The sequence below is a fragment of the Kitasatospora sp. NPDC089797 genome (genome assembly GCF_040684795.1).
In the GTDB taxonomy this organism is placed as follows: Bacteria; Actinomycetota; Actinomycetes; order Streptomycetales; family Streptomycetaceae; genus Kitasatospora.
In genome coordinates this window covers 358,059-377,590 of record NZ_JBFBGS010000001.1, presented here as the reverse complement: position 1 = coordinate 377,590, position 19,532 = coordinate 358,059, and the positions used below count along the sequence as shown (strand labels likewise).

The 19,532-nt window shown below is 74.8% G+C and carries 16 protein-coding genes; 11 read left to right on the top strand and 5 right to left on the bottom strand.

The features are described from left to right. The first annotated feature begins 57 nt into the window (after positions 1–57). The 4 genes from AB0O91_RS01535 to AB0O91_RS01520 all read left to right on the top strand — a co-directional run bounded on the left by AB0O91_RS01535 (position 58) and on the right by AB0O91_RS01520 (position 6,184). Complete coding sequence (locus tag AB0O91_RS01535) at positions 58–879, top strand: AfsR/SARP family transcriptional regulator (RefSeq protein ID WP_363427048.1); 822 nt, start codon at positions 58–60, stop codon at positions 877–879. Positions 880–925: 46 nt separating this feature from the next. After that, positions 926–1,714, top strand: a complete 789-nt coding sequence (locus AB0O91_RS01530) for an SDR family NAD(P)-dependent oxidoreductase (RefSeq protein WP_363427046.1) — start codon at positions 926–928, stop codon at positions 1,712–1,714. Between the two features lie 61 nt (positions 1,715–1,775). Further along, entirely contained in the window at positions 1,776–4,037 is a 2,262-nt protein-coding gene (locus AB0O91_RS01525) for a condensation domain-containing protein (RefSeq protein WP_363427044.1), read from the top strand. A gap of 194 nt (positions 4,038–4,231) precedes the next feature. Further along, entirely contained in the window at positions 4,232–6,184 is a 1,953-nt protein-coding gene (locus AB0O91_RS01520; RefSeq protein ID WP_363427042.1) for a PIG-L family deacetylase, read from the top strand. A gap of 64 nt (positions 6,185–6,248) precedes the next feature. On the opposite strand, the gene AB0O91_RS01515 is transcribed toward AB0O91_RS01520, so the two are convergent. Then, the gene (locus AB0O91_RS01515) at positions 6,249–7,364 is read right to left on the bottom strand and encodes a hypothetical protein (RefSeq protein WP_363427040.1); all 1,116 of its coding nucleotides are present in this window, start codon (positions 7,362–7,364) and stop codon (positions 6,249–6,251) included. Between the two features lie 182 nt (positions 7,365–7,546). Here AB0O91_RS01515 and AB0O91_RS01510 point away from each other — a divergent pair, with 182 nt between their 5' ends. Next, entirely contained in the window at positions 7,547–7,984 is a 438-nt protein-coding gene (locus tag AB0O91_RS01510; protein WP_363427038.1) for an SRPBCC family protein, read from the top strand. On the opposite strand, the gene AB0O91_RS01505 is transcribed toward AB0O91_RS01510, so the two are convergent. Beyond that, entirely contained in the window at positions 7,974–8,789 is an 816-nt protein-coding gene (locus AB0O91_RS01505; protein WP_363427036.1) for a hypothetical protein, read from the bottom strand. The two genes, AB0O91_RS01510 and AB0O91_RS01505, sit on opposite strands and share 11 nt — an antisense overlap. A 405-nt stretch (positions 8,790–9,194) precedes the next feature. On the opposite strand from AB0O91_RS01505, the gene AB0O91_RS01500 reads away from it, so the two are divergent. Continuing rightward, positions 9,195–10,553, top strand: coding sequence for a sugar porter family MFS transporter (locus tag AB0O91_RS01500; RefSeq protein WP_363427034.1), 1,359 nt, complete (start codon positions 9,195–9,197; stop codon positions 10,551–10,553). A gap of 80 nt (positions 10,554–10,633) precedes the next feature. Here the strand turns inward: AB0O91_RS01500 and AB0O91_RS01495 are convergent, their stop codons facing one another. Next, positions 10,634–11,473, bottom strand: a complete 840-nt coding sequence (locus tag AB0O91_RS01495; protein WP_363427032.1) for an NAD(P)-dependent oxidoreductase — start codon at positions 11,471–11,473, stop codon at positions 10,634–10,636. Between the two features lie 169 nt (positions 11,474–11,642). On the opposite strand from AB0O91_RS01495, the gene AB0O91_RS01490 reads away from it, so the two are divergent. Together AB0O91_RS01490 and AB0O91_RS01485 are read left to right on the top strand one after the other, a co-directional pair. Beyond that, positions 11,643–12,566, top strand: a complete 924-nt coding sequence (locus AB0O91_RS01490; RefSeq protein WP_363427031.1) for a 5-dehydro-4-deoxyglucarate dehydratase — start codon at positions 11,643–11,645, stop codon at positions 12,564–12,566. Positions 12,567–12,628: 62 nt separating this feature from the next. Beyond that, positions 12,629–13,828, top strand: a complete 1,200-nt coding sequence (locus AB0O91_RS01485) for a hypothetical protein (protein WP_363427085.1) — start codon at positions 12,629–12,631, stop codon at positions 13,826–13,828. A gap of 40 nt (positions 13,829–13,868) precedes the next feature. On the opposite strand, the gene AB0O91_RS01480 is transcribed toward AB0O91_RS01485, so the two are convergent. Further along, positions 13,869–14,651, bottom strand: coding sequence for an IclR family transcriptional regulator (locus tag AB0O91_RS01480; RefSeq protein ID WP_363427029.1), 783 nt, complete (start codon positions 14,649–14,651; stop codon positions 13,869–13,871). A 242-nt stretch (positions 14,652–14,893) separates the two neighbouring features. Here AB0O91_RS01480 and AB0O91_RS01475 point away from each other — a divergent pair, with 242 nt between their 5' ends. Beyond that, positions 14,894–15,754 (top strand): polysaccharide lyase, encoded by an 861-nt coding sequence (locus tag AB0O91_RS01475; protein WP_363427027.1) that lies wholly within the window; start codon positions 14,894–14,896, stop codon positions 15,752–15,754. Positions 15,755–15,868: 114 nt separating this feature from the next. Here AB0O91_RS01475 and AB0O91_RS01470 read toward each other — a convergent pair whose 3' ends face one another. After that, positions 15,869–17,335, bottom strand: a complete 1,467-nt coding sequence (locus AB0O91_RS01470) for an APC family permease (RefSeq protein ID WP_363427025.1) — start codon at positions 17,333–17,335, stop codon at positions 15,869–15,871. A gap of 119 nt (positions 17,336–17,454) precedes the next feature. Here AB0O91_RS01470 and AB0O91_RS01465 point away from each other — a divergent pair, with 119 nt between their 5' ends. Together AB0O91_RS01465 and AB0O91_RS01460 are read left to right on the top strand one after the other, a co-directional pair. Then, positions 17,455–18,081 (top strand): TetR/AcrR family transcriptional regulator, encoded by a 627-nt coding sequence (locus AB0O91_RS01465; RefSeq protein WP_363427023.1) that lies wholly within the window; start codon positions 17,455–17,457, stop codon positions 18,079–18,081. A gap of 100 nt (positions 18,082–18,181) precedes the next feature. Continuing rightward, entirely contained in the window at positions 18,182–19,330 is a 1,149-nt protein-coding gene (locus tag AB0O91_RS01460) for a P1 family peptidase (RefSeq protein ID WP_363427022.1), read from the top strand. The last annotated feature ends 202 nt before the right edge of the window (positions 19,331–19,532 follow it).

The window sequence follows — 19,532 nt, the reverse complement described above, 5'->3', positions numbered from 1 at the left end:
GATTCGTACACCCAGTCGACCGGCCGAGCCGCCGCCCTGCACGAGAGGAGAACCGCCATGCACCTCAAGGTCCTCGGCCCCCTCACCGCCGACCTCAACGGCATCTCCGTCGTCCCCACCGCCGCCAAACAGCGCCAGATCCTCGCCCTGCTCGCGCTCTACCCGAACCGGATCCTGCCCACCGCCACCCTGCTCGAGGAGATCTGGGGCGACGACCCGCCCAGACAGGCGCTCACCACCATGCAGACGTACATCCTGCAGCTGCGCCGCCGGATCGCCCAGGCCCTCGGGCCGACCCCGCACACCACCGCCAAGGACGTCCTCACCACCCGGCACGGCGGCTACCAGCTCAGCGCCCACCCGGACGACCTGGACGTCCACACCTACAACCTGCTGATCACCCAGGGCCAGCATGCCTTCAACCACGGCCACGACCACCAGGCCGCCACCCACTTCCGCCAGGCCCTCGCCCTCTGGCACGGCCCCGCCCTCGTCGACGTCCGCCCCGGCCCGGTCCTCACCATCGAGATCATGCGGCTCGAGGAGAGCCGCCTGATCACCCTCGAACGCCGCATCGACACCGACCTGCGGCTCGGCCGGCACAACGAGCTGATCCCCGAACTCACCCACCTCACCCACCGGCACCCGCACCACGAGGGCCTGCACGCCCAGGCCATGGTCGCGCTCTACCGGGCCGGCCGGCAGACCCACGCGCTCTCCGCCTACCACCACCTCCGGCACCGGCTGACCAGCGAACTCGGCATCCAGCCCTCCCCCCACCTGCAACACCTGCACCACGCCATCCTCACCCTCGACCCCACCCTCAACACCCCGACCACGGACCACCACCCGACCACCTACAACCTCTACCCCGCCTAGGCGGCACCAGGACGCGACCTCTCCACCCTCACCCACAGGACCCGCCATGACCACCGAACCCGAGCAACCCCTCGCCCTGATCACCGGCGGCACCCGCGGGATCGGCCTCGCCATCGCCCGCGAACTCGGCAGCCGCGGCCACCACGTCTACATCTGCGCCCGCACCGCCGACCACATCGACCAGGCCCTGGACACCCTGCGCGGCGAGGGCCACCGGGCCGACGGCACCACCTGCGACGTCCGCGATCCCACCCAGGTCAGCGCGCTGATCCAGCGCGCGGTCGCCGCCCACGGCCCGATCACCGTCCTGGTCAACAACGCCGGACGCACCGGCGGCGGACCCACCGCTACCACCACCGACGACCTCTGGTACGACGTCATCGACACCAACCTGAACGCCGTCTTCCTGGTCACCCGGGAGACCCTCAAGCACGGCCGGATCACCACCACGACCCACCCCCGGATCATCAACATCGCCTCCACCGCCGGGAAACAGGCCGTCACCTACGGCGCCCCGTACACCGCGAGCAAGCACGCCGTGATCGGTTTCACCCGGGCACTGGCCAAGGAACTGGCCCCGACCGGCACCACCGTCAACGCGATCTGCCCGGGCTACGTGCACACCCCGCACACCACCCGGATCCACCACGAGTACGCGACCGCCTACAACACCACGCCCGAGACGATCCACCAGCACTTCCAGACCCACATCCCGCTCGGGCGCTACACCACCCCCGAGGAGGTCGCCTCGCTGGCCGGCTACCTCACCACCCCCACCGCGGCCAGCATCACCGCCCAGGCGCTCAACGTCTGCGGCGGCCTCGCCACCCAGTAGCCCCGGCGCGAACCACGCCGTCTGACGGGAAGGAACCGGGCCCGGTGCCCGCTGATCAGCGATGACGAACCGACCGTTCTCCAGCGCACCCGTCACCCTGCTGGTGGCCGGCTCCCCCGGGGCCGCGCCCTGTCTGCCCGCCCCCCGCCCGCCGGGGCCGCTCGACCCGGCCGCGGTGCGCACCGCGCTCGCCCGCACCGCCACCCGCCCCGGCCCGCCCCGGAACCCCGCCGCGCGGCCCGCCTCCCGGCTGCCCGAGTTCCTGCTCGTCGAGCTGTACCGACGGTACGAACCCGAGGCGCTGCGCACCGCCCTGCGGGCCGTCGCCCCGGCGCCCGGCACCGACCCGCTGTGGCAGCGGACGGTGGCCGGGCCGGCCGGCCTGGACGGCGTGCTCGCCGACCTGGGCCGTTCGCTGGCCGCCGGGGCGGCGCTGCGGGCCGTCCTGGTGACGGACCTCCGGGACGGCCCCGAGCGGCTGTTCGTGGGGATCGCCCCCGGCCCGCCCGGCCACGCCGTCGGACTCCTGGAGCGGCTGCGGGAGGCCCTGGCGCACCCGCCGGAGCCCGTCACCGTCCCGACCAGTGCGCTCCAGCGCGAACTGCTGCGCCAGGTCCTCCGCCGCGCCGACCACGGCGGACGGCACATCGAGCAGTTGTCCTGGAACTGGCACGGCCCGCTGGACACCGAGCGCTTCACCGCCGCCTGGCAGGCGGTGTTCGACCGCGAGACGGTGCTGCGCGCCGCCTTCGACTGGGAGCCGGACGGCAGCGGCGAGCCGTGGACCGTCCTGCACGAGCACGCCGTCCCCGAGGTCACCCGGCACCCGCACGGCGGCACCGACTGGGACGACCTGCTGGCCGCCGACCGGCTGCGCGGCTTCGACCTGCGCCGCCCCGCCCTGCTCCGCGCCACCCTGCTGGACACCCCGCCGACCACCGACGACGGGCCCACCACCCGGGTCCTGCTCACCTACCACCACGCCATGCTGGACGGCTGGAGCGTCCGGCTGCTGCTCCAGTCCTTCTACCGCGCCTACCTCGGCGGCGGCGTCCTCCCCGGCGGCGAGCGACGCCCCGACCTGCGCGACCACGCCCGCTGGCTGGACTCCCAACCCACCCTCGGTGCCCGGGAGTTCTGGGCCACCCGGCCCGAGCCCGCGGCGCTGCTGCCGCTCGCCCCCGACCCGCGCCGACGCGGCAGCGGCCGGGCCCGGCGCCGGCTCACCCCGTACGAGGCGGTCCGGCTCCGCGGCTGGGCGGCGGCCTGGGGCGCGGGCGAGAGCACCGCCCTCCAGGCCGCCTGGGCACTGCTGCTGTACCGCGCCGCACAGCACGACCGGCCCCGGCGCCCGGCCCGGCCGGTCCGGGTCGGCTTCGCGGTGACCGTCTCCGGCCGGGGCATCCCGCTGGAGGGCGTCGACCGGCTGCCCGGCACCCTGCGCACCCCGCTGCCGATCTCGGTCCGGGTCCACCCGGGCGCCACCGTGCCGCAGTTGCTCGGCGCGCTGCGCGACACCGTGCTCGACCTCGCCTCCTACGAGTGGGTCTCCCCCGGTCAGGCCGAACGCTTCGGCCCCGGTGGACGCGGACGGCGGCCGAACAGCCTGGTCGTCCTGGAGCACCGGCCGATGAGCGCGCACCAGCTGCGGCTGGAGACCGACCTCGCCGCCCACGGCATCCACGTGGAGAGCCCCGTACCGGCCGGCACCCTCACCTCGTACCCGATCACCCTCGCCGCCCACTACGACGCGAGCGGCGGGCTCGTCCTCACCACGACCCACGACCGCGCCCTGCTGGCCGACCAGGACGCGGCCGAACTCCTCAGCCAGAGCGCCCACCTGCTGCGCAGCTTCCCCGATCTGCCGGACGGACTGAGCACCACCGAGGTGCTGCGCTCCACCCTCGCCGGGCAGCCGGCGCCGCGCCCCGGCGAACCGCTCGCCCCGCCCGACGGCGGCCCCCCGGCCGTCCGGCTGGACGTGCTGCACCGCGCCACCCGCCCCGGCGCCGGCTGGGTCCTGCTGCTCCCCCCGCCCGGCGCCGCGTGCGGCGGCTACCCGGGCGATGCGGACGCCTGGCCCGGCCCGCAGGCCCTGGGGGTGCTGCGCCCGGACGCCGAGCCCGCGCCGCCCGCCGCCTACCGACCGGTGCTGGCACCGCTGTTGGCCGCGCGGGCGCCGCTCGCCCTGGTCGCCCCGCCCGGCCGGGGCGTCACGGCGTACGAGATCGCCCGGCTCGACCCGACCGGCCACCCCCCGCTGGTCGTCCTGCTCGCGGCCGATGCCGACCCCTCGGCCCTGGGGCCGCTGCTGGCCCGGTAGGGCACCGGCGGCCCCGGGCCCGGCGTCTCCGCCCGACTCCGGGACGGCGGATTCGGGCAGGGGAAATGGCCGATTGTCAATTGCCTTTCCACACCGGCAATTTACCCGGTTGAGTGCATGGTATTACGTACACGACAATGCGTTAATCTCCTCGTGGCATGACCACGTGCCCATTCATCCCTGGGGGGATCCGCATGGCCATCGGACGACGACAACTCCTCGCCTCCGTCGCACTCACCGCGCTCGCCGCACCCGTCCTGACCGGGGGGAGCGCACCGTCCGCGGCCGCGGGCACGGCCTCCGGCACCGCACCGGCTCCGGCGCTGACCGCCGGTTCCGGACCGCTGTTCATGCAGGTCGTCGCCCACGAGGACGACGACATCCTGTTCATGAACCCCGACATGTCGAACGCCATCGCCGACGGCACGCCGTCCGTCACGGTGTTCGTCACCGCCGGCAACGGGACCGGCGACCCGTGCCCCACCGTCTGTTGGGACACCGCCGGCGAGCCGCTGCGCACCTGGAACCGGCAGATGGGCGCCGTCAACGCCTACTCCCGGATGGCCGGGGTCGGTGACACCGACCCGGCCACCGACGAGGTCGGCCACTGGACCGTCGAGGCCTGGACGGTCGCGGGCAAGCAGGTCGAGCGGTACGTCCTCAAGGACCACCCGGTGCACCTGATCTTCCTCAACCTGCACGACGCCCGGCTCGGCGGCGTGCTGGCCGGCGGCACCGACACCACGATCGTCCCGGTCGGCAGCCCGCTGTCCGGACCGTCGACCTACACGGCCGCCGACGTCGTCGAGGTGCTGCGGCAGTTGATGGTCGCCTACCGGCCGACCGTGCTCCGGGCCCAGGACGAACTCCCGGACAGCCGCTACGCGGGCGACCACTCGGACCACGTCTCCGCCGCGAAGTTCGCCGGCCAGGCCGCCGCCCTGTACGGCGGGTCGCTGATCCAGGTGAACTACCGGGACTACAACATCAGCGACTCCCCGGTGAACCTCGACCCGGCCACCGCCGGCGCCAAGGGCGTGTTCGTCTCCGAGTACGCGAGCCACGACCACTCCGGGAACTACTCCGCCGACTGGTTCTCCCGGATGTACTACCGCTGGTCCCGCGGCACCTCCTGGGCCGGCCTGAACCAGGACGGCCGGCCGCAGGTCTTCGTGGTCCGGGCCGGCGCCCTGTACACCTACTGGCGCAACGGGGACGGCAGTTGGGGCGGCCCGGTGAAGATGGCCGACCCGGGCGGGCGGCTGGCCCCGGGCATAGCCGTCGGCACCAACGCCGACGGCCGGCTGGAGGTCTTCGCCCGCCGGCTGACCGACCACCACCTCGTCTCCCTGCCGCAGGGCACGCCCAACGGCTGGTGGTGGAACGGCTGGGCCGACCACGGCAACCCCAACACCGGGTTCGGCAACGAGGACCAGGTCGGGGTGCCGGCGGTCGCCGCGGCCCAGGACGGACACCTGGAACTGTTCGTCAAGAACGGCGGCGGCGGGCTCAGCAGCATCCGCCAGACCACCCCGGGCGGCGTCTGGACCACCACCTGGGCGGACCTCGGCGGCACCGACCTCCAGGACCCGGTCACCGCCGTCCGCAACGGCGTCGGCGCGATCGAGGTCTTCGCCGCCACCCGCACCGGCGTCCTCGGCTGGTGGCAGACCGCCCCGAACGGGGCGTTCGGCGGCCCCGCGCAGATCCCCAACGCCCGGCCGGCCGGCCCGCCCAAGGCCGTCCTCGACCAGGACGGCCGGATCGAACTCGCCTACCGGGAGGCCGAGACGGCCGCGATGCTGGTCAGCTACCAGACCCGGCCCGGTGGCCCGTGGAGCCAGTCCCCGGCCCCGCTCGGCGGTCACGGCGGAGTGGGCGAGCCGGCCGCCGCCACCCTCGGCGGACGGGTGGTGCTGTTCGAGCGCAACCGCGGCGGCGGTGTGAGCACCACCGCCCAGACCGCCCCGAACTCCGGCTACGGCGCCTGGCAGGACCTCGGCGGCACCGTCCTCGACTTCCCGACCGCGATCGTCGACGGCGCCGGCGTCCTCCACGTGTTCGCCATCGGCACGGACGGCCGGGTCCGCTACCGTGCGGGCACCACGGCCACGTCCTTCGGCGCCTGGCAGACCCTGCCGCTCTGACCGCCCCCGGCGGCCGTCGGCCCGGGCGGGTTCCCGGACCGACGGCCGCCGCGCGCCCGGCGGCTCAGCCGAAGTGCCGGACGAAGAGCTGGGACTTGCCGTTGGCCTCACCGGGCACGATGCCACCGGCCGTGGACTGGAACACCACGTCCCGTCCCCCGGCGCTCACCGCGTGGAGCCCGGCCGAAGCGGGCTGGTCCGCGACGGTCCGGTCGGTGCCCGCGCGCAGGTCGCGCAGCACCAGCGAGGGCCCGGTCGCACCCTGCGGGGCGTACAGCAGGTAGCGGCCGCTCGGGTCGACGGCCACGCCCCTCGCGTGCGGCACCACCTGCTCGGCACCCGAAGCCACGTCGTGGACACGGGTGTCGGAGCCCGAGAGGTAGACGACCTCGGTGCCGTCGTCGCTGAGCTGGACGAGTGTCGCCCGGGCGGTTCCCCCGATCGGGCCGGAGGTGGTGCCGCTCGTCCGGTCCCACACGAAGACGTGCCCCGCCTCGTCGTCCTGGTAGGCGAGGCGGCGGCCGTCGCCGCTGATCGACGGCCGGGCGGGCCGGATGTGCTGGAGGGTGGCGACGGTCACCGGGGCGCCGCCACGCCCCTGGACCTCGATGCGCTGGTCGACCGGCCGCCGGTTCCTGACGTCGACGAAGGCGAGGAAGTGGCCGTCCGCGTTCAGTGTCGGCTGGTCGCAGATCCGGATGCAGGTGGGGGCGGCCTGCCGTCCGGTGCCCACCTGGAACTCGCGGATCCCCGCGTGCCCCTCCCACCTCACCGTGTAGGCGACGTACTCGCCGTCACCGCTGATCGCCGGAGGCGCCAGCGCGGGCAGGTACCCGAGCCGCTTCGTGTGCCCGGTCCGCTGGTCGCGGACGAACACCCTCGGGCCGCCCGTCGCCTGATCGGACGTAAGGTTCCCCGCCGCCGACGCGAAGACGACATGGCGGCCGTCGGGCGTGATCGAGGCGTCGACGGAGTCGCCGCTGCCCTGGGTGCCGTCCGCCGCGGCGCTGATCCTCTCGACCCCGTCCCCGGCCGCCCGGGTGTCCACGAGGCCCGCCGCGGCCGTCGGCTCGGCTGAGGCCGCCGTCGGCGGCAACGCCGTGACGGCGCAGACCACGACCGCCGCGCTCAGGGCGGCCCGCAGCCGCCCGGTGGTGCCCCGGTACGTGTTCCCCTTCATTGTCCCCCCACGATTCCTTCGACCCCTTCTCGGTTCCGGCATCGGAGAACCACAGTGCAGTCCCAACTCCCTTACAGGAAGCGGGATTTCGGTCATCCGAAGGCGGCTGTGAGCGCCACGCCCGGGCCCCGCCCCGGAGGGTCACGCCACTGATCGGGCACCCGAGGGGCTTAGGCTGCGGCATGGCCCGATTCGTGCTGACCCGTCACTCCCCGCTGCCGCCCGCCGACTGCTGGGCCCGGCTCACCTGCTGGCCCCGGCACGGCGACCGGGTGCCGCTCACCCGGGTGGGCGTGGTCCGCGGCACCGGCCGGCAGCTGGGGGACGTGGTCCTGGCCCGGACGGCGCTCGGGCCGCTGCGCTTCGACGACCCGATGGAGCTGGTCGAGTTCGCGCCGCCCGCCCGGTGCCGGCTGGCCAAGCGCGGCCGGGTGGTGCGCGGCGGCGCCGAGCTGCTGGTCCGGCCGGTGGGCGCGGGCAGCGAGGTGGTGTGGGCCGAGGAGCTGCGGATCACCGGCGTGCCCCGGCTGTTCGACCCGGCCGTGGCCCTGGCCGGACGGCTGCTGTTCGGCCGGGTGCTGGACCACCTGCTGGCCGCCCCGCCGCCGGCTACCGGTTGAGGGTGCGCCAGTCCAGGTACTGCTGGCGCACGTACCGCCGCTGGTCGCCCTCCACCGTGATCAGGTCGTACCGGACCAACTCCTCCGCCGCCACCAGCGCGACCCCCAGCGCCAGCCCGTCCCCGTCCCGCAGGAACACCCGGTCGGCCAGCGCGGCGTGCCGCAGCAGGTGCTCGCGCCGGCACCGCTGCCGGATCCGCTGCCGCCCGCCGGCCAGGGCACCCGACTCCGCCGCGATGTCCGGGGCGTCCGCATAGGCCCGCTCCGGCTCGGGCGCCCCCTCGGCGGGCGCGGCCCACACCCGCAGCGGCGGCAGCGGCGGCAGGCCGTGCACCCGGAGCGCCTCGTTCGCGAACCCGGCCTCCTCGACCGGCAGTCCGCGCTCCCCGAAGGCGGCGAACAGCTCGGCCATCGCCCGGGGCGGGACGCCCGACGGGGTGGACTCGTCGGTGACCGCGACCCGGCCGACCAGCGGCCCCGCGACCCGGCCCGGCGGATCGGCCAGCCGCAGCCGCAGGACGAGGACCTGGCGGTCGCTCTCCTCCTCCCGGCGGAACTCCATCGCCAGCCCGTCGATCCCGGCCCAGCCGAACCGTCGGCGCAGCAGGCAGCGGACCAGGGTGACGCCCTGCCCGTCCGCCCGCAGCCACCAGGTGTACGGCGCCGCGAAGAGCGCGGCGGCACCGACCGCGAACCCGACGACGAAGGCTGTGAAGCCGTCGGCCGCCCGGGTCCCGACCAGCACGGCCCCCGTCGCGACCATCGGCAGGACACCGACGGGAATCAGGTCGGTCCGCATCTGCATGGACGACAACCGCACCGTACGCATCCCCACGCCCCTCCCCAGTGGCCCTGACCCACCGTCCCGGTCCGGGCCCGCTCAGGGCAACCGGCAACGGAAAGCTGTGACGGCGCCGTGACACGGCGCGGGCGGCGTCCCCGCGTTCCGGATCCTGGTCACGATTCATGTCCCTGAAGGGGCGAACCAGCGGAAACCGCTCCATTCCCGGTCATCATCAGCCTCGGATATTCGCGGATGCGGACGCGAGGTCTTGACCGGTCCCCCGTCGACCGCTTCACTCCCGGAAACGGCACCTCCCCTCGCGTCCCTCCTTGGCAGCTCCCCCGCACGGCCTCTCCCTCGCACGGCCTCTCCCTCGCACGGCACCGACCACCCACGCGTCACCCCCCGAGACGAGGCGGTCCCCCCATGCGTCGACCCACCCCCCGCCGGATCAACCCCGTCACCCTGTACGCCTTCGGCGCGCTCGGCGGCGTCCTCTTCGGCTACGACCTCGGCGTGATCGCCGGCATCCTCGTAGTGATCGCCAAGTCCTGGCAGCTGTCCGGCCTCCAACAGGGCGTCCTGACGGCCTCGTTGTCCGTCGGCGCGATGGTCGGCGCCGGACTGACGGCCCCGCTGACCGGGCGGATCGGCCGGCGCCGCACGATCATGGCGGCCGGCGGCGTGGTGATCGTCGGCACCCTCGCCTGCGCCCTCGCACCCGGATTCGGCCCGCTGGTGGCCTTCAGGACGGTGCTCGGCCTCGGCATCGGGCTCTCCTCCGCCACCGTGCCGACCTACCTCTCCGAGCTCGCGCCCGCCCGGATCCGCGGCGCGATGGGCGCGCTGAACCAGATCTTCATCGTGAGCGGCATCCTGATCGCCTTCCTGGTCGACTACTGGCTCCAGCCGCACCACCTCTGGCGCTGGATGTTCGCCGGTGCGCTGGTGCCCGCCGTGGTCCTGCTGGCCGGGCTGAGGCTGCTGCCCGAGACCCCGCGCTGGCTGGTCAACCTCGGCCGGGAGGAGGAGGCCCGGGCCGTGCTCGCGGCCACCCACTCGGCCGCGGAGGTCGAGCCCGAACTCGCCGCCATCCGGGCGGTGATCCGCCTCGACACCGAGCAGACCGCTTACCGGGTACGGGAGTTGTGGGCCCCCTGGGTGCGCCCGATGCTGCTGGTGGCCCTGCTGCTCGCGGTCGGGCAGCAGTTCAGCGGCGTCAACGCGATCAACGCGTACTTCCCCACCATGCTGGTCTCGCTCGGGCTGACCACCGACACGGCGCTGTTCTCGGCCGTCATCCTCGGCCTGACCAAACTCGCCTTCACCGCCTGGGTGGTGTTCGTGGTGGACCGCTGGGGCCGCAAGCCGCTGCTGCTGATCGGCAGTGCCGTGATGGTGGTGACGCTGGGCCTGACCGGCTGGGTGGTCACCCACGTGCACGACGCGTCGACCCTCGGCACCCTGACGGTCGTCCTGCTGGTCCTCTACCTCGCCGGGTACGAGCTGGGCTGGGGCGCGGTGGTGTGGGTGATGATGGCCGAGGTGTTCCCGCTCAAGGCGCGCGGCGCCGGGACGGGCGTCGCCGCGGTGGTGCTGTGGGCGGCGACCGGCCTGGTCACCGCGGTGTACCCGGTCATGTCCGACCGCCACCACCTCGGGATCGGCACCTCGATGTACGTCTTCGCCGGGGTCAACGCGGTGCTGCTGGTGCTGACCCTCCGCCTGGTGCCCGAGACGAAGGGCCGTACCCTGGAGCAGATCGAACTCGGCCTGCGCGGCTGACGGCCGGGCCGGCTCGGCGCGCCGACGCCGGTCGCCGGTACTCGGAACCGACGCCGGTCGCCGGTGCTCAGAACCGGTCCTCAGAGCCGGTCGGCGTCCAGGTCCGGGAAGGTGAAGTGCCCGCCCAGGTGGGCGAAGACGGGGTCGTCCGCGGCGGGGCGCCCGTGTGCGGCGAGGACGGCCTCGGCGTGCACCTCGGCGTCGTCGACCGGGGCGTAGCCGAGCGCGCGGGCCTCCTCCAGCGAGACCCAGCCGCCGCGGGTGTTCGGGGAGACCCCGTAGACGATCCGGTAGCCGGGCCGTTCGACGGCGAGGCAGGCCTCCAGCAGGCGGGCGCAGTCGTCCGGGGAGAGCCAGGTGGAGAGGGCGCGCGGGTTCGGCGGTTCGGCGAAGCAGGTCATGATCCGGAGGCAGATCACGTCGAGGCCGTAGCGGTGGTGGTAGAGCGCGCCGAGCGCCTCGCCCGCCGCCTTGGAGACCCCGTAGTAGGTGTCGGGAAGCGGCGGGGTGGCGGCGGTGAGCGGGTACTCCTCGGGGGTGCGGAAGCCGACGACGTGGTTGGAGGAGGCGAACACCACGCGCGGGACGCCGGCCCGGCGGGCGGCCTCGAAGACGGTGTAGGTGCCGTGGATGTTGACGTCGAGGATCCGTTCCCAGGGCGCTTCCAGGGAGATCCCGCCGAGGTGGACGACGGCGTCGACGCCCTCGCAGGCGGCGCGCATCGCGTCCGGGTCGGTGACGGAGGCCTGGACGGCCTCCTCGCCCTCGCCCGGTTCGAGCGGGACGAGGTCGAGCAGCCGGAGGGTACGGCCGGGGCGGGCGAGCCGGGGGCGGATGAGGGTACCGACGGCGCCTGCCGCGCCGGTGACGAGGATGCGGGGCACGGTGACTCCCTGGGCCGGGGACGGGTGCGGGCCCATGGTCACAGAGGTCCGGGCGGTGCACAAGAACGACGGTTCATGGGATTGACCAGTATTCAGATATGCGAACGCCGCTCTCTTGACCTCCGCGCCCGGGCCCTCCTACGCTCCTCGGTGTTCCCACCGCTGGACGCTCTCCCGGACGCTCTCCACGAAGGGACCGTTCCCCGTGCCCGTACGCCCCGGCCTGTCCCCGCTCGACGGCCTGCTGTTCTTCCCCGTCACCGCCTTCGGCCCCGACGGCGCCTTCGACCCCGGGGCCTACCGCGCCCACCTCGACGCCCGCCTCGCCGACGGCCCCGCCGCCGTGTTCGCCGCCTGCGGCACCGGCGAGTTCCCCGCCCTCGCCCCCGCCGAGTACGAGCGCTGCGTCGCCGTCGCCGTCGAGGCGGCCGGCGGGCGGGTGCCCGTGGTCTCCGGCACCGGCTACGGCACCGCCCTCGCCCTCGACTACGCCCGCGCGGCGGAACGCGCCGGCGCGGACGCCCTGTTGGTCCTGCCGCCCTACGGCCCCGAGGGCGGCCAGGACGGCCTGGTCCGCCACATCACCGCGCTCGCCGGGGCCACCCCGCTCGACCTGATCCTCTACCAGCGCGACCGGACGGCCTACGATCCCGGGACGGTCGCCCGCCTGGCCGGGCTGCCCGGCGTGGTCGGCTTCAAGGACGGCCTCGGCGACCTCGACCGGATGCTCCGCACCGTCAGCGCCGTCCGCGCCGCCGGGCACCAGGACTTCCTGTTCTTCAACGGCATGCCCACCGCCGAGATGACCCAACTCGCCTACCGGGCGATCGGCGTGCCGCTCTACTCCTCCGCCGTCTTCTGCTTCGCCCCGGACCTCGCGCTCGCCTTCCACCGCGCCCTCGCCGAGGACGACCGCCCCGCCCTCACCACGCTGGTCGACGTCTTCCTGCGCCCCTACGTCGAGCTGCGCAACCGGCGACCCGGGTACGCCGTCTCCCTGGTCAAGGCCGCGACCCGGGCGGCGGGACACCCGGTCGGGGGCGTCCGGGCGCCCCTCACCGAGCCCGAACCGGCGCACCTGCGGGAGCTGTTGGACCTCGTCGACCGCGCCCGGACGGCCCTGGCGTGAGCGCGCCCGACGGACCGCCCGACGACACGCCGCCCACCGCACCACCCGACGGACCGCCCGCCGTGGTGACCGGCGGCTACCTCTACCCCTGGGACGCTGACGGCGACCCGGCCTGCGGTGCGCGACTCACCGGTCTCGGCATCCGCCGGGCCGCCGTCGCCGCCGCGTACCACAGCGTGCGCGCGCTGACCCCGCGCCATCCGCGCCACAAGGTGGTCACCGCCGAGCACGCCGCGGTCTACTTCCGGCCGGACCCGGACCGCTGGTCCGGCGCCGGACGGCTGCGTCCGGTGGAGGCGCCGTGGTCGCCGCGGTCCTTCGGGCGCGCCGCCGAGGCGCTGGCCGACGCCGGGGTGGAGGTCTACGCCTGGACGGTCCTCGCCCACGGGCAGCGGCTCGGCGTGCGTCACCCCGACGTGGCCGTGCTCAACGCCTACGGCGACCGCTACCCCTGGGCGCTGTGCGTCGCCTCGCCCGCCGTCCGCCGCTACTGCGCCACCCTGGCCGCCGACACCGCCGCCCAACCCGGGCTCGCGGGGCTGGAGTTGGAGTCCTGCGGCTGGTACGGCTTCGACCACCTGCACGCCCACGACAAGGTCGCCGGAGTGCCCCTGCCGCCCTCCGCCCGGCTGCTGTTCTCGCTCTGCTTCTGCCCGCACTGCCAGGACGGCTACCGGGCCGAGGGCGCCGACCCCCGGGCCCTGCGCGCCGCGGTGCGGGTGGCACTCGACCCGGTACTGGCCGGCACCGCCCCGGACGCGGCACTGGACCCGGAGACGGCCGCGGCCGTCGCCCGGATGCGGGTGCGGACGGCCGCCGGGCTGCGCCGCGCCGTCCTCGCGGCGGTCGCCGCGGAGCGCCCGCGGCTGCCCGTCCTGCTGCACGCCCAACCGGACCCGCTCGGCTTCGGCCCCTCCCCCGGCCTGCCGCCCGAGGAGACCGGGGCCGCCTCCCCCGTCCTGCTGGCCCCGACCCGCTCACCGGCCGCGCTGGCCGCCGTCCGCGCCTATGCCGACCGCGCCTGCACGGACCGCGCCCACGCCGCCCACCCCGTACCCGGGCGGCGCGTCGCGGTCACCGTCGGCGCCGTCGCCGGCCTCGGCGGCGACCCCGCCGACCTGCCCGCCTGGTGCGCGGACCTCGCCGCGGCCGGCGCGGGCGAACTGCGCTTCTACCACCTGGGTCTGGCCTCCCGCCAGGACCTCGACGCCGTCCGCGCCGCCGTCGAGGCGGTGGGCGCGGAGGCGCCCCGCCGGCCGTAGCCCGCCGGCGCGCCCGTCCGTCCACCGCCCGTCCACGGCCTCAGAGGTGCCGCGTCGCCAGCGCCAGCCGCTCGCGGGCCTCGCCCAGCGCGTCCCGGATCATCTGCTCCCGCCCCGGGGTGAGCCGCGCGACGGGCACCGAGCAGCTGACCGCGTCCCGGGCCGGGGTGCGGTACGGCACGGCGACCGCGTAGCAGCACAGGCCGAGCGTGTTCTCCTCCCGGTCGGTCGCGTAGCCGCGCTCGCGCACCGCCCGGAGGTCCTCGAGCAGCGCGGCCCGGGTGGTGTGGGTGCGGTCGGTCAGCGGGTCCAGGCGCTCGGGGAGCAGCCGCGCGACCTCCTCGTCCGGGAGCGTCGCGAGCAGCGCCTTGCCGAGCGCCGTCGCGTGGGCGGGCAGGCGGCGGCCGACCCGGGTGAACGGCCGCAGGTAGTGCCGGGAGGCCCGGGTGGCCAGGTAGACCACGTCGGTGCCGTCCAGCCGGGCGAGGTGGACGGTCTCGGTGGTGTCGTCGGCGAGCCGGTCGAGCACCGGGCGGGTGGCGGCCACGGCTTCGTCGCCGTCGATGTAGGCGGTGCCGACCAGCAGCGCGCGCACCCCGATGCCGTACCGGGTGCCCGTCAGGTCGGTCTCCACCCAGCCGAGGTCGACCAGGGTGCGCAGCAGCATGTAGAGGCTGCTCTTCGGGTAGCCGAGCGCCTCCTGCGCGTCGGCGAGGCTGTGCAGGCCGGGGCGCGCGGCGAAGTACTCCAGCACCTCGATGGTGCGGACGGCGGACTTCACGCCCGCGGCGGCGGGGGTGGCGGGGCTCGGCGGCTGCGCCATCGGGATCCTCCCTGTTCACGTGCGCGTGGGCTGCGAGCAATATAGCCCGGTCGGCCCAGCCGCCACCCCGCACGCGTTCACAGGGATGAACTGTGTCCAGACTCTTGACTGGAACACGCCTGCCGCCGTGTCATGGTGCACGTCCCCGCACCGACACTCCGCACCGCCGCACCGCACCGCCGCACCGCCGCACCGCCGCACCGCCGCAGGACTTCCCCTTCCCCGCCAGCCGAAGGACCGTCATGAAGCGCTTGCTCACCGCCCTGTGCGCCTCCCTCGCCCTGCTCGCCGCCGCCCCGCTCCAGGCCGCCACCGCCGTCGGGGCCCGGGGCGCCGACGCGCCCGCCTGGACCGGCGACTTCACCGGCTACGGCACCAAAGCCTGGACCTCCGCCTGGGGCGCCCTGAGCAAGGGCCGCTGGGGCCAGCAGGACCTCAGCCTGGTCAACGACCCGGCCGCCCCCGGCGACGGCTCGGCGCTCCAGGTGTTCTACGGCGCCGGCTCCTCCGCCAACTCCTGCTCCGACTGCCCCTCCGCCGGTGGCGGCCAGTTCTACACCGACCTCCCCACCCTCGGCCTGGGCGACCTCGCGAACTCCACCACCCTGGACCTCAAGTACAGCCTCAAGCTGCCCTCCGGCTTCGACTTCGGCAAGGCCGGCAAGCTCCCCGGCCTGTACGGCGGCACCCCCGGCGAGGCCTCCGGCGGCAACCACGGCAACGCCTGGTCGACCCGCTACATGTGGCGCAACCCCGGCTCCGGGGTCGGCAACGGCGAGGTCTACCTGTACACCCCGTCCAACTCCGGCCCCACCGGCTACGGTGTCGACCTCGGCCTGGGCTCCTGGCAGTGGCCGGCCGACGGGGCCTGGCACGACATCGAGCAGTTGGTCGACCGCAACAGCGGCGACGTCACCGTCTGGCTGGACGGCACCCAGGTCTTCACCCAGGCGGGCGCGGGCGCCCCGGACCTCGCCTCGATCCCGTTCAGCGGCGTCTTCTTCTCCACCTTCTACGGCGGCCACGACACCTCCTGGGGCCCCGGCACCGACCAGTACGCCTACTTCGCGCACTTCAGCCTCGCCACCGGCGTCCAGCACTGACGACCGGTCGGCCCGGCTCCGCCCGGGTCGGGTCACGCACCCGCGACGGGCGGGCCCACCCGGGCCCGCCCGTCGCCGCGCGCCGGTCGCGCACCCGGCCGGGGACGCGTCCGGTCAGGCCCCCTCCTCCTCGCGGACCGGGTCCGGCAGGGTCCAGCGGTCGGCCCGCCGGGGGTGGAGGTAGGCGTAGTAGTAGGCGTAGCCGGCGGCCAGCATCCCGACCGCGATGGCGATCGGGCGCCAGTCGGCCCGCACCGACTCGTAACTGACGTAGAGCATGACCGCGACGACGCCCAGCGGGACGTACGGCCAGCCGCGCATCCGGTAGGGGGCGGTGGCGGTGGTGCCCCTGATCCGCCCGAACAGCGCCGACAGCGCGACCAGGACGTAGACCACGACCAGGGTCGACCCGGTGGCCAGGATCAGCGTGTCGAGCGAGACGAGCCAGCCGACCAGCAGGGTGGCCAGGCCCATGGTCAGCGTCGCCGCGAGGGGCGTGCGCAGCCGGGGGTGCACGGCGGCGAGCGGGCCGCCCACCGTGTCGGGCCAGGCCCGGTCGCGGGCCGAGGAGTAGAGCAGCCGCCCGCTCTGCAGCATGATCGCGATCACCGCGTTGACCACGGCCACGGCGATGCCCAGGCTGACCGCCGTGTTGACGGCGGAGCCGGCCCGCGCCAGCAGGAAGTAGTTCATCGGCGAGTCGGCCGACATCAGTCCGCTCATGCTCGGCGTGCCGAGCAGCACCGCGACCAGCGGCAGGCACTCGGCGGCGACGGTGATCCCGAGCGACCAGAGCACCACCCGGCCGATCGCGGACGCCCGCCTGGTCTCCTCCGCGAAGTACACGGCGGTGCCGTAGCCGTTGTAGGCGAACACGGCGGTCGCCGTGGCCGAGGCGACCAGCCCCCAGGAGGCCCCGACCAGCACGTTGCCGTCCGCCCCGCCGAGCGCGTGCGGGGTCCACAGCACCGAGAGCGGCTGCTCGACGTGGACGAGGCCGAGCACGGCCAGCACCGCGACCGCGGCGAGCTCCAGGAGCAGGAAGACCCCGGTGACCCAGGCGTTGGTGCGGATGTTGAGCACCGCGACCAGCGAGGCCAGCACGATCACCGCCAGCCCGGCCCCCTTCCCGTCCAAGGCGCTCCAGACCACGCCCAGGTAGCTGCCGGTGCCGAGGGCGATGACCGCGGTGACCAGCACCCCGCCGAGCAGGCTGAGCGCGAACAGCGCGAACCCGGTGGCCCGGCCGAGGGTGCGCGCGGCGAAGGCGTACTCGCCCCCGGTGATCGGGAACGCACTAGACAGCTCCGCGTAGCAGAAGGCCATCAGCACGCCGACCGCCGCCGCGAGGGCGAAGGCCACGGCCGCCGCTCCGCCGAGGCGTTGGATCACCGCGGGCACCACGATGAAGACGCTGGAGGCCGGGGTCACCGAGGAGAGGGTGATCAGCATGTTCTCGCGCAGGCTGAGCGAGCGGGAGAGTTCCTGGGCGTAGCCGGCCGGCGGGGAGCCCGAGCCGGTGGGGCCCGGACCGGTGGGGTGCGCGTCGGCGGTGGCGGGGCCGGCGGGGGGATCGGCCATCGTGGTCCTCCTGAGTCGGTGAAACGTCTGCGGAGTTCTTTGGCACAGAAGTCAAAGTTCTGGGATAGTTCGACGTCAAGAGGTAAGACAAGATCTGACACCGACGACAAGGAATGATGATGGCCCGAGCCCGGAACCAGACCGCCCGCCGCGAGCAGCTGGTGCTCGCGGCCACCGAGGCCGTCGGGCGGCACGGCCTGGCGCACCTGCGGGTCGCCGACATCGCGGACGCCGCCGGCGTCGCCCGGGGGTCGGTCAACTACTACTTCAGCGATCTCGGCGAACTGCTCCAGCAGGTCTACCGACGCGCCGCCGACCGCTTCTTCACCGACCGCAGCGCCGTCGCGGCCCGGCTACCGGACGCCCGCGACAAGCTCGTGGCCTGCGCCCGGCTCGGCCTCCCGGACGGCCCCGAGGACGAACTCGCCCTGGTGCTCTACGAGTTCAGCTCGGCCACGCACGGCGACCCGGTCTACTCCACGCTCGCGCAGAGCCTCTACGACCGCCAGGTCGCGCTCTACGCGGGCATCCTGGAGATCGGCCGGGCCCAGGGCCACTTCGACCTCACCGCACCGGCCCTCGACGTCGCCGCCAACCTGGTCGTCCTGGAGGACGGCTACGGCCTGCACATCATCTCGCGCAACTCCTCGCTCCCACCGGAGCGTTCGCTGGACCTGCTGCTCGGCTACGCCCGGAGCGCGACCGGCTGCCCGGACCTGCTCCCGGACCGGCCGGTGGACGACTAGGGACCGTCCCCGGGCCCGGCGGGAACCCCCCGCACAGGGCCCGGGCCGCGCACCCGCCCGACCGACCCCCGCTCCCCCGTCAGGAAGGCCCCACACCACCGTGCTCCCCACCGCGTCACTCTCCACCCCGTCCGGCCGGCCCAGGGCCCGCGCGCTCGGCCTGCCCCTGGACGGCACCCCCGGCCCCGCCAACGCGCTGACCGACGTGCCCGGCGTCCGGATCGGCTACACCACGCTGGTCGAGGGCGAGCACGTCCGCACCGGTGTCACCGCGCTGCTCCCGCGCGGACGCGAGGGCGTGGGCACCCCCTGCGCGGCCGGCTGGTACTCGCTGAACGGCAACGGCGAGATGACCGGGACGACCTGGATCGAGGAGACCGGCGCGCTCAACGGACCGGTCATGGTCACCAACACCCATGCCGTCGGCACCGTGCACCGGGGCGTCGTCGACTGGACCGCCGCCCACCGGCCCGACCTGGCCCGGCAGTGGCTGCTGCCGGTGGTCGCCGAGACCTGGGACGGCTACCTCAACGACATCAACGGCCCGCACGTCCGCGCCGAGCACGCGATCGCGGCGATCGAGTCCGCGACGGCCGGGCCGGTCGAGGAGGGCTGCGTCGGCGGCGGCACCGGGATGAACTGCTACGGCTTCAAGGGCGGTTCCGGCACCGCCAGCCGCGTGGTCCGGTACGGCTCCGCGCAGTACACCGTGGGCGCCTTCGTCCAGGCCAACTTCGGCGACCGGCGCGAACTCGTCGTCGGCGGCGTCCCGGTGGGGCGGGAGCTGCGCGCGGACAACCCGATGGAGGACACCGACTGGTTCGCCCCGGGCGGGGCCGGCTCGGTGATCGTGGTGATCGGCACGGACGCGCCGCTGCTGCCCGGCCAGTGCAAGGCACTGGCCCGCCGGGTGCCGCTGGGCCTGGCCCGGACCGGCACCAGCGGGGGCCACTTCTCCGGCGACATCTTCCTCGCCTTCTCCACCGCCAACCCGGGCGCACTGGGCAGTTCCTTCCCCCAGGGCGAGGCCGGTGACTCCGACTACGAGACCCTGCGGTTCGTCCCCTGGGGTCGGATCGACCCCTTCTACGAGGCCGTGGTCCAGGCCGTGGAGGAGGCCGTGCTCAACGCCCTGGTCACCGCCGAGGAGACGATCGGCCGCGACGGCCACCGCTCCCCCGCGCTCCCGCACCAGCGGCTCCGCGAACTCCTCGCGGCGCGCGGCGCGTTGGTGGTTCCCCAGGGCTGACCGGGCACCTCCGCCGGGCGCCGCCCCGGCACCGGGGCGGTGGGCACCGGGTGGAGCCGGGCGCATCGGGCGGCGGTCCGCGGCTCCACCCGGGGGTTGAGGAGCCGCCGTCCCGGCTCCTCCCGCTTCTCCCCCCGTGGGCCGATCCGTCCGGGGCCGCGACAGGCGACCTTGGAGCTGGGCCGCGACGGTCGCGGCCCAG

Excerpts from the sequence above, each read along its gene's own strand:
- AB0O91_RS01535 (WP_363427048.1), top strand. The coding sequence starts at position 58 with ATGCACCTCAAGGTCCTCGGCCCCCTCACCGCCGACCTCAACGGCATC.
- AB0O91_RS01530 (WP_363427046.1), top strand. The coding sequence starts at position 926 with ATGACCACCGAACCCGAGCAACCCCTCGCCCTGATCACCGGCGGCACC.
- AB0O91_RS01525 (WP_363427044.1), top strand. The coding sequence starts at position 1,776 with ATGACGAACCGACCGTTCTCCAGCGCACCCGTCACCCTGCTGGTGGCC.
- AB0O91_RS01520 (WP_363427042.1), top strand. The coding sequence starts at position 4,232 with ATGGCCATCGGACGACGACAACTCCTCGCCTCCGTCGCACTCACCGCG.
- AB0O91_RS01515 (WP_363427040.1), bottom strand. The coding sequence starts at position 7,364 with ATGAAGGGGAACACGTACCGGGGCACCACCGGGCGGCTGCGGGCCGCC.
- AB0O91_RS01510 (WP_363427038.1), top strand. The coding sequence starts at position 7,547 with ATGGCCCGATTCGTGCTGACCCGTCACTCCCCGCTGCCGCCCGCCGAC.
- AB0O91_RS01505 (WP_363427036.1), bottom strand. The coding sequence starts at position 8,789 with ATGCAGATGCGGACCGACCTGATTCCCGTCGGTGTCCTGCCGATGGTC.
- AB0O91_RS01500 (WP_363427034.1), top strand. The coding sequence starts at position 9,195 with ATGCGTCGACCCACCCCCCGCCGGATCAACCCCGTCACCCTGTACGCC.
- AB0O91_RS01495 (WP_363427032.1), bottom strand. The coding sequence starts at position 11,473 with ATGGGCCCGCACCCGTCCCCGGCCCAGGGAGTCACCGTGCCCCGCATC.
- AB0O91_RS01480 (WP_363427029.1), bottom strand. The coding sequence starts at position 14,651 with ATGGCGCAGCCGCCGAGCCCCGCCACCCCCGCCGCCGCGGGCGTGAAG.
- AB0O91_RS01475 (WP_363427027.1), top strand. The coding sequence starts at position 14,894 with ATGAAGCGCTTGCTCACCGCCCTGTGCGCCTCCCTCGCCCTGCTCGCC.
- AB0O91_RS01470 (WP_363427025.1), bottom strand. The coding sequence starts at position 17,335 with ATGGCCGATCCCCCCGCCGGCCCCGCCACCGCCGACGCGCACCCCACC.
- AB0O91_RS01465 (WP_363427023.1), top strand. The coding sequence starts at position 17,455 with ATGGCCCGAGCCCGGAACCAGACCGCCCGCCGCGAGCAGCTGGTGCTC.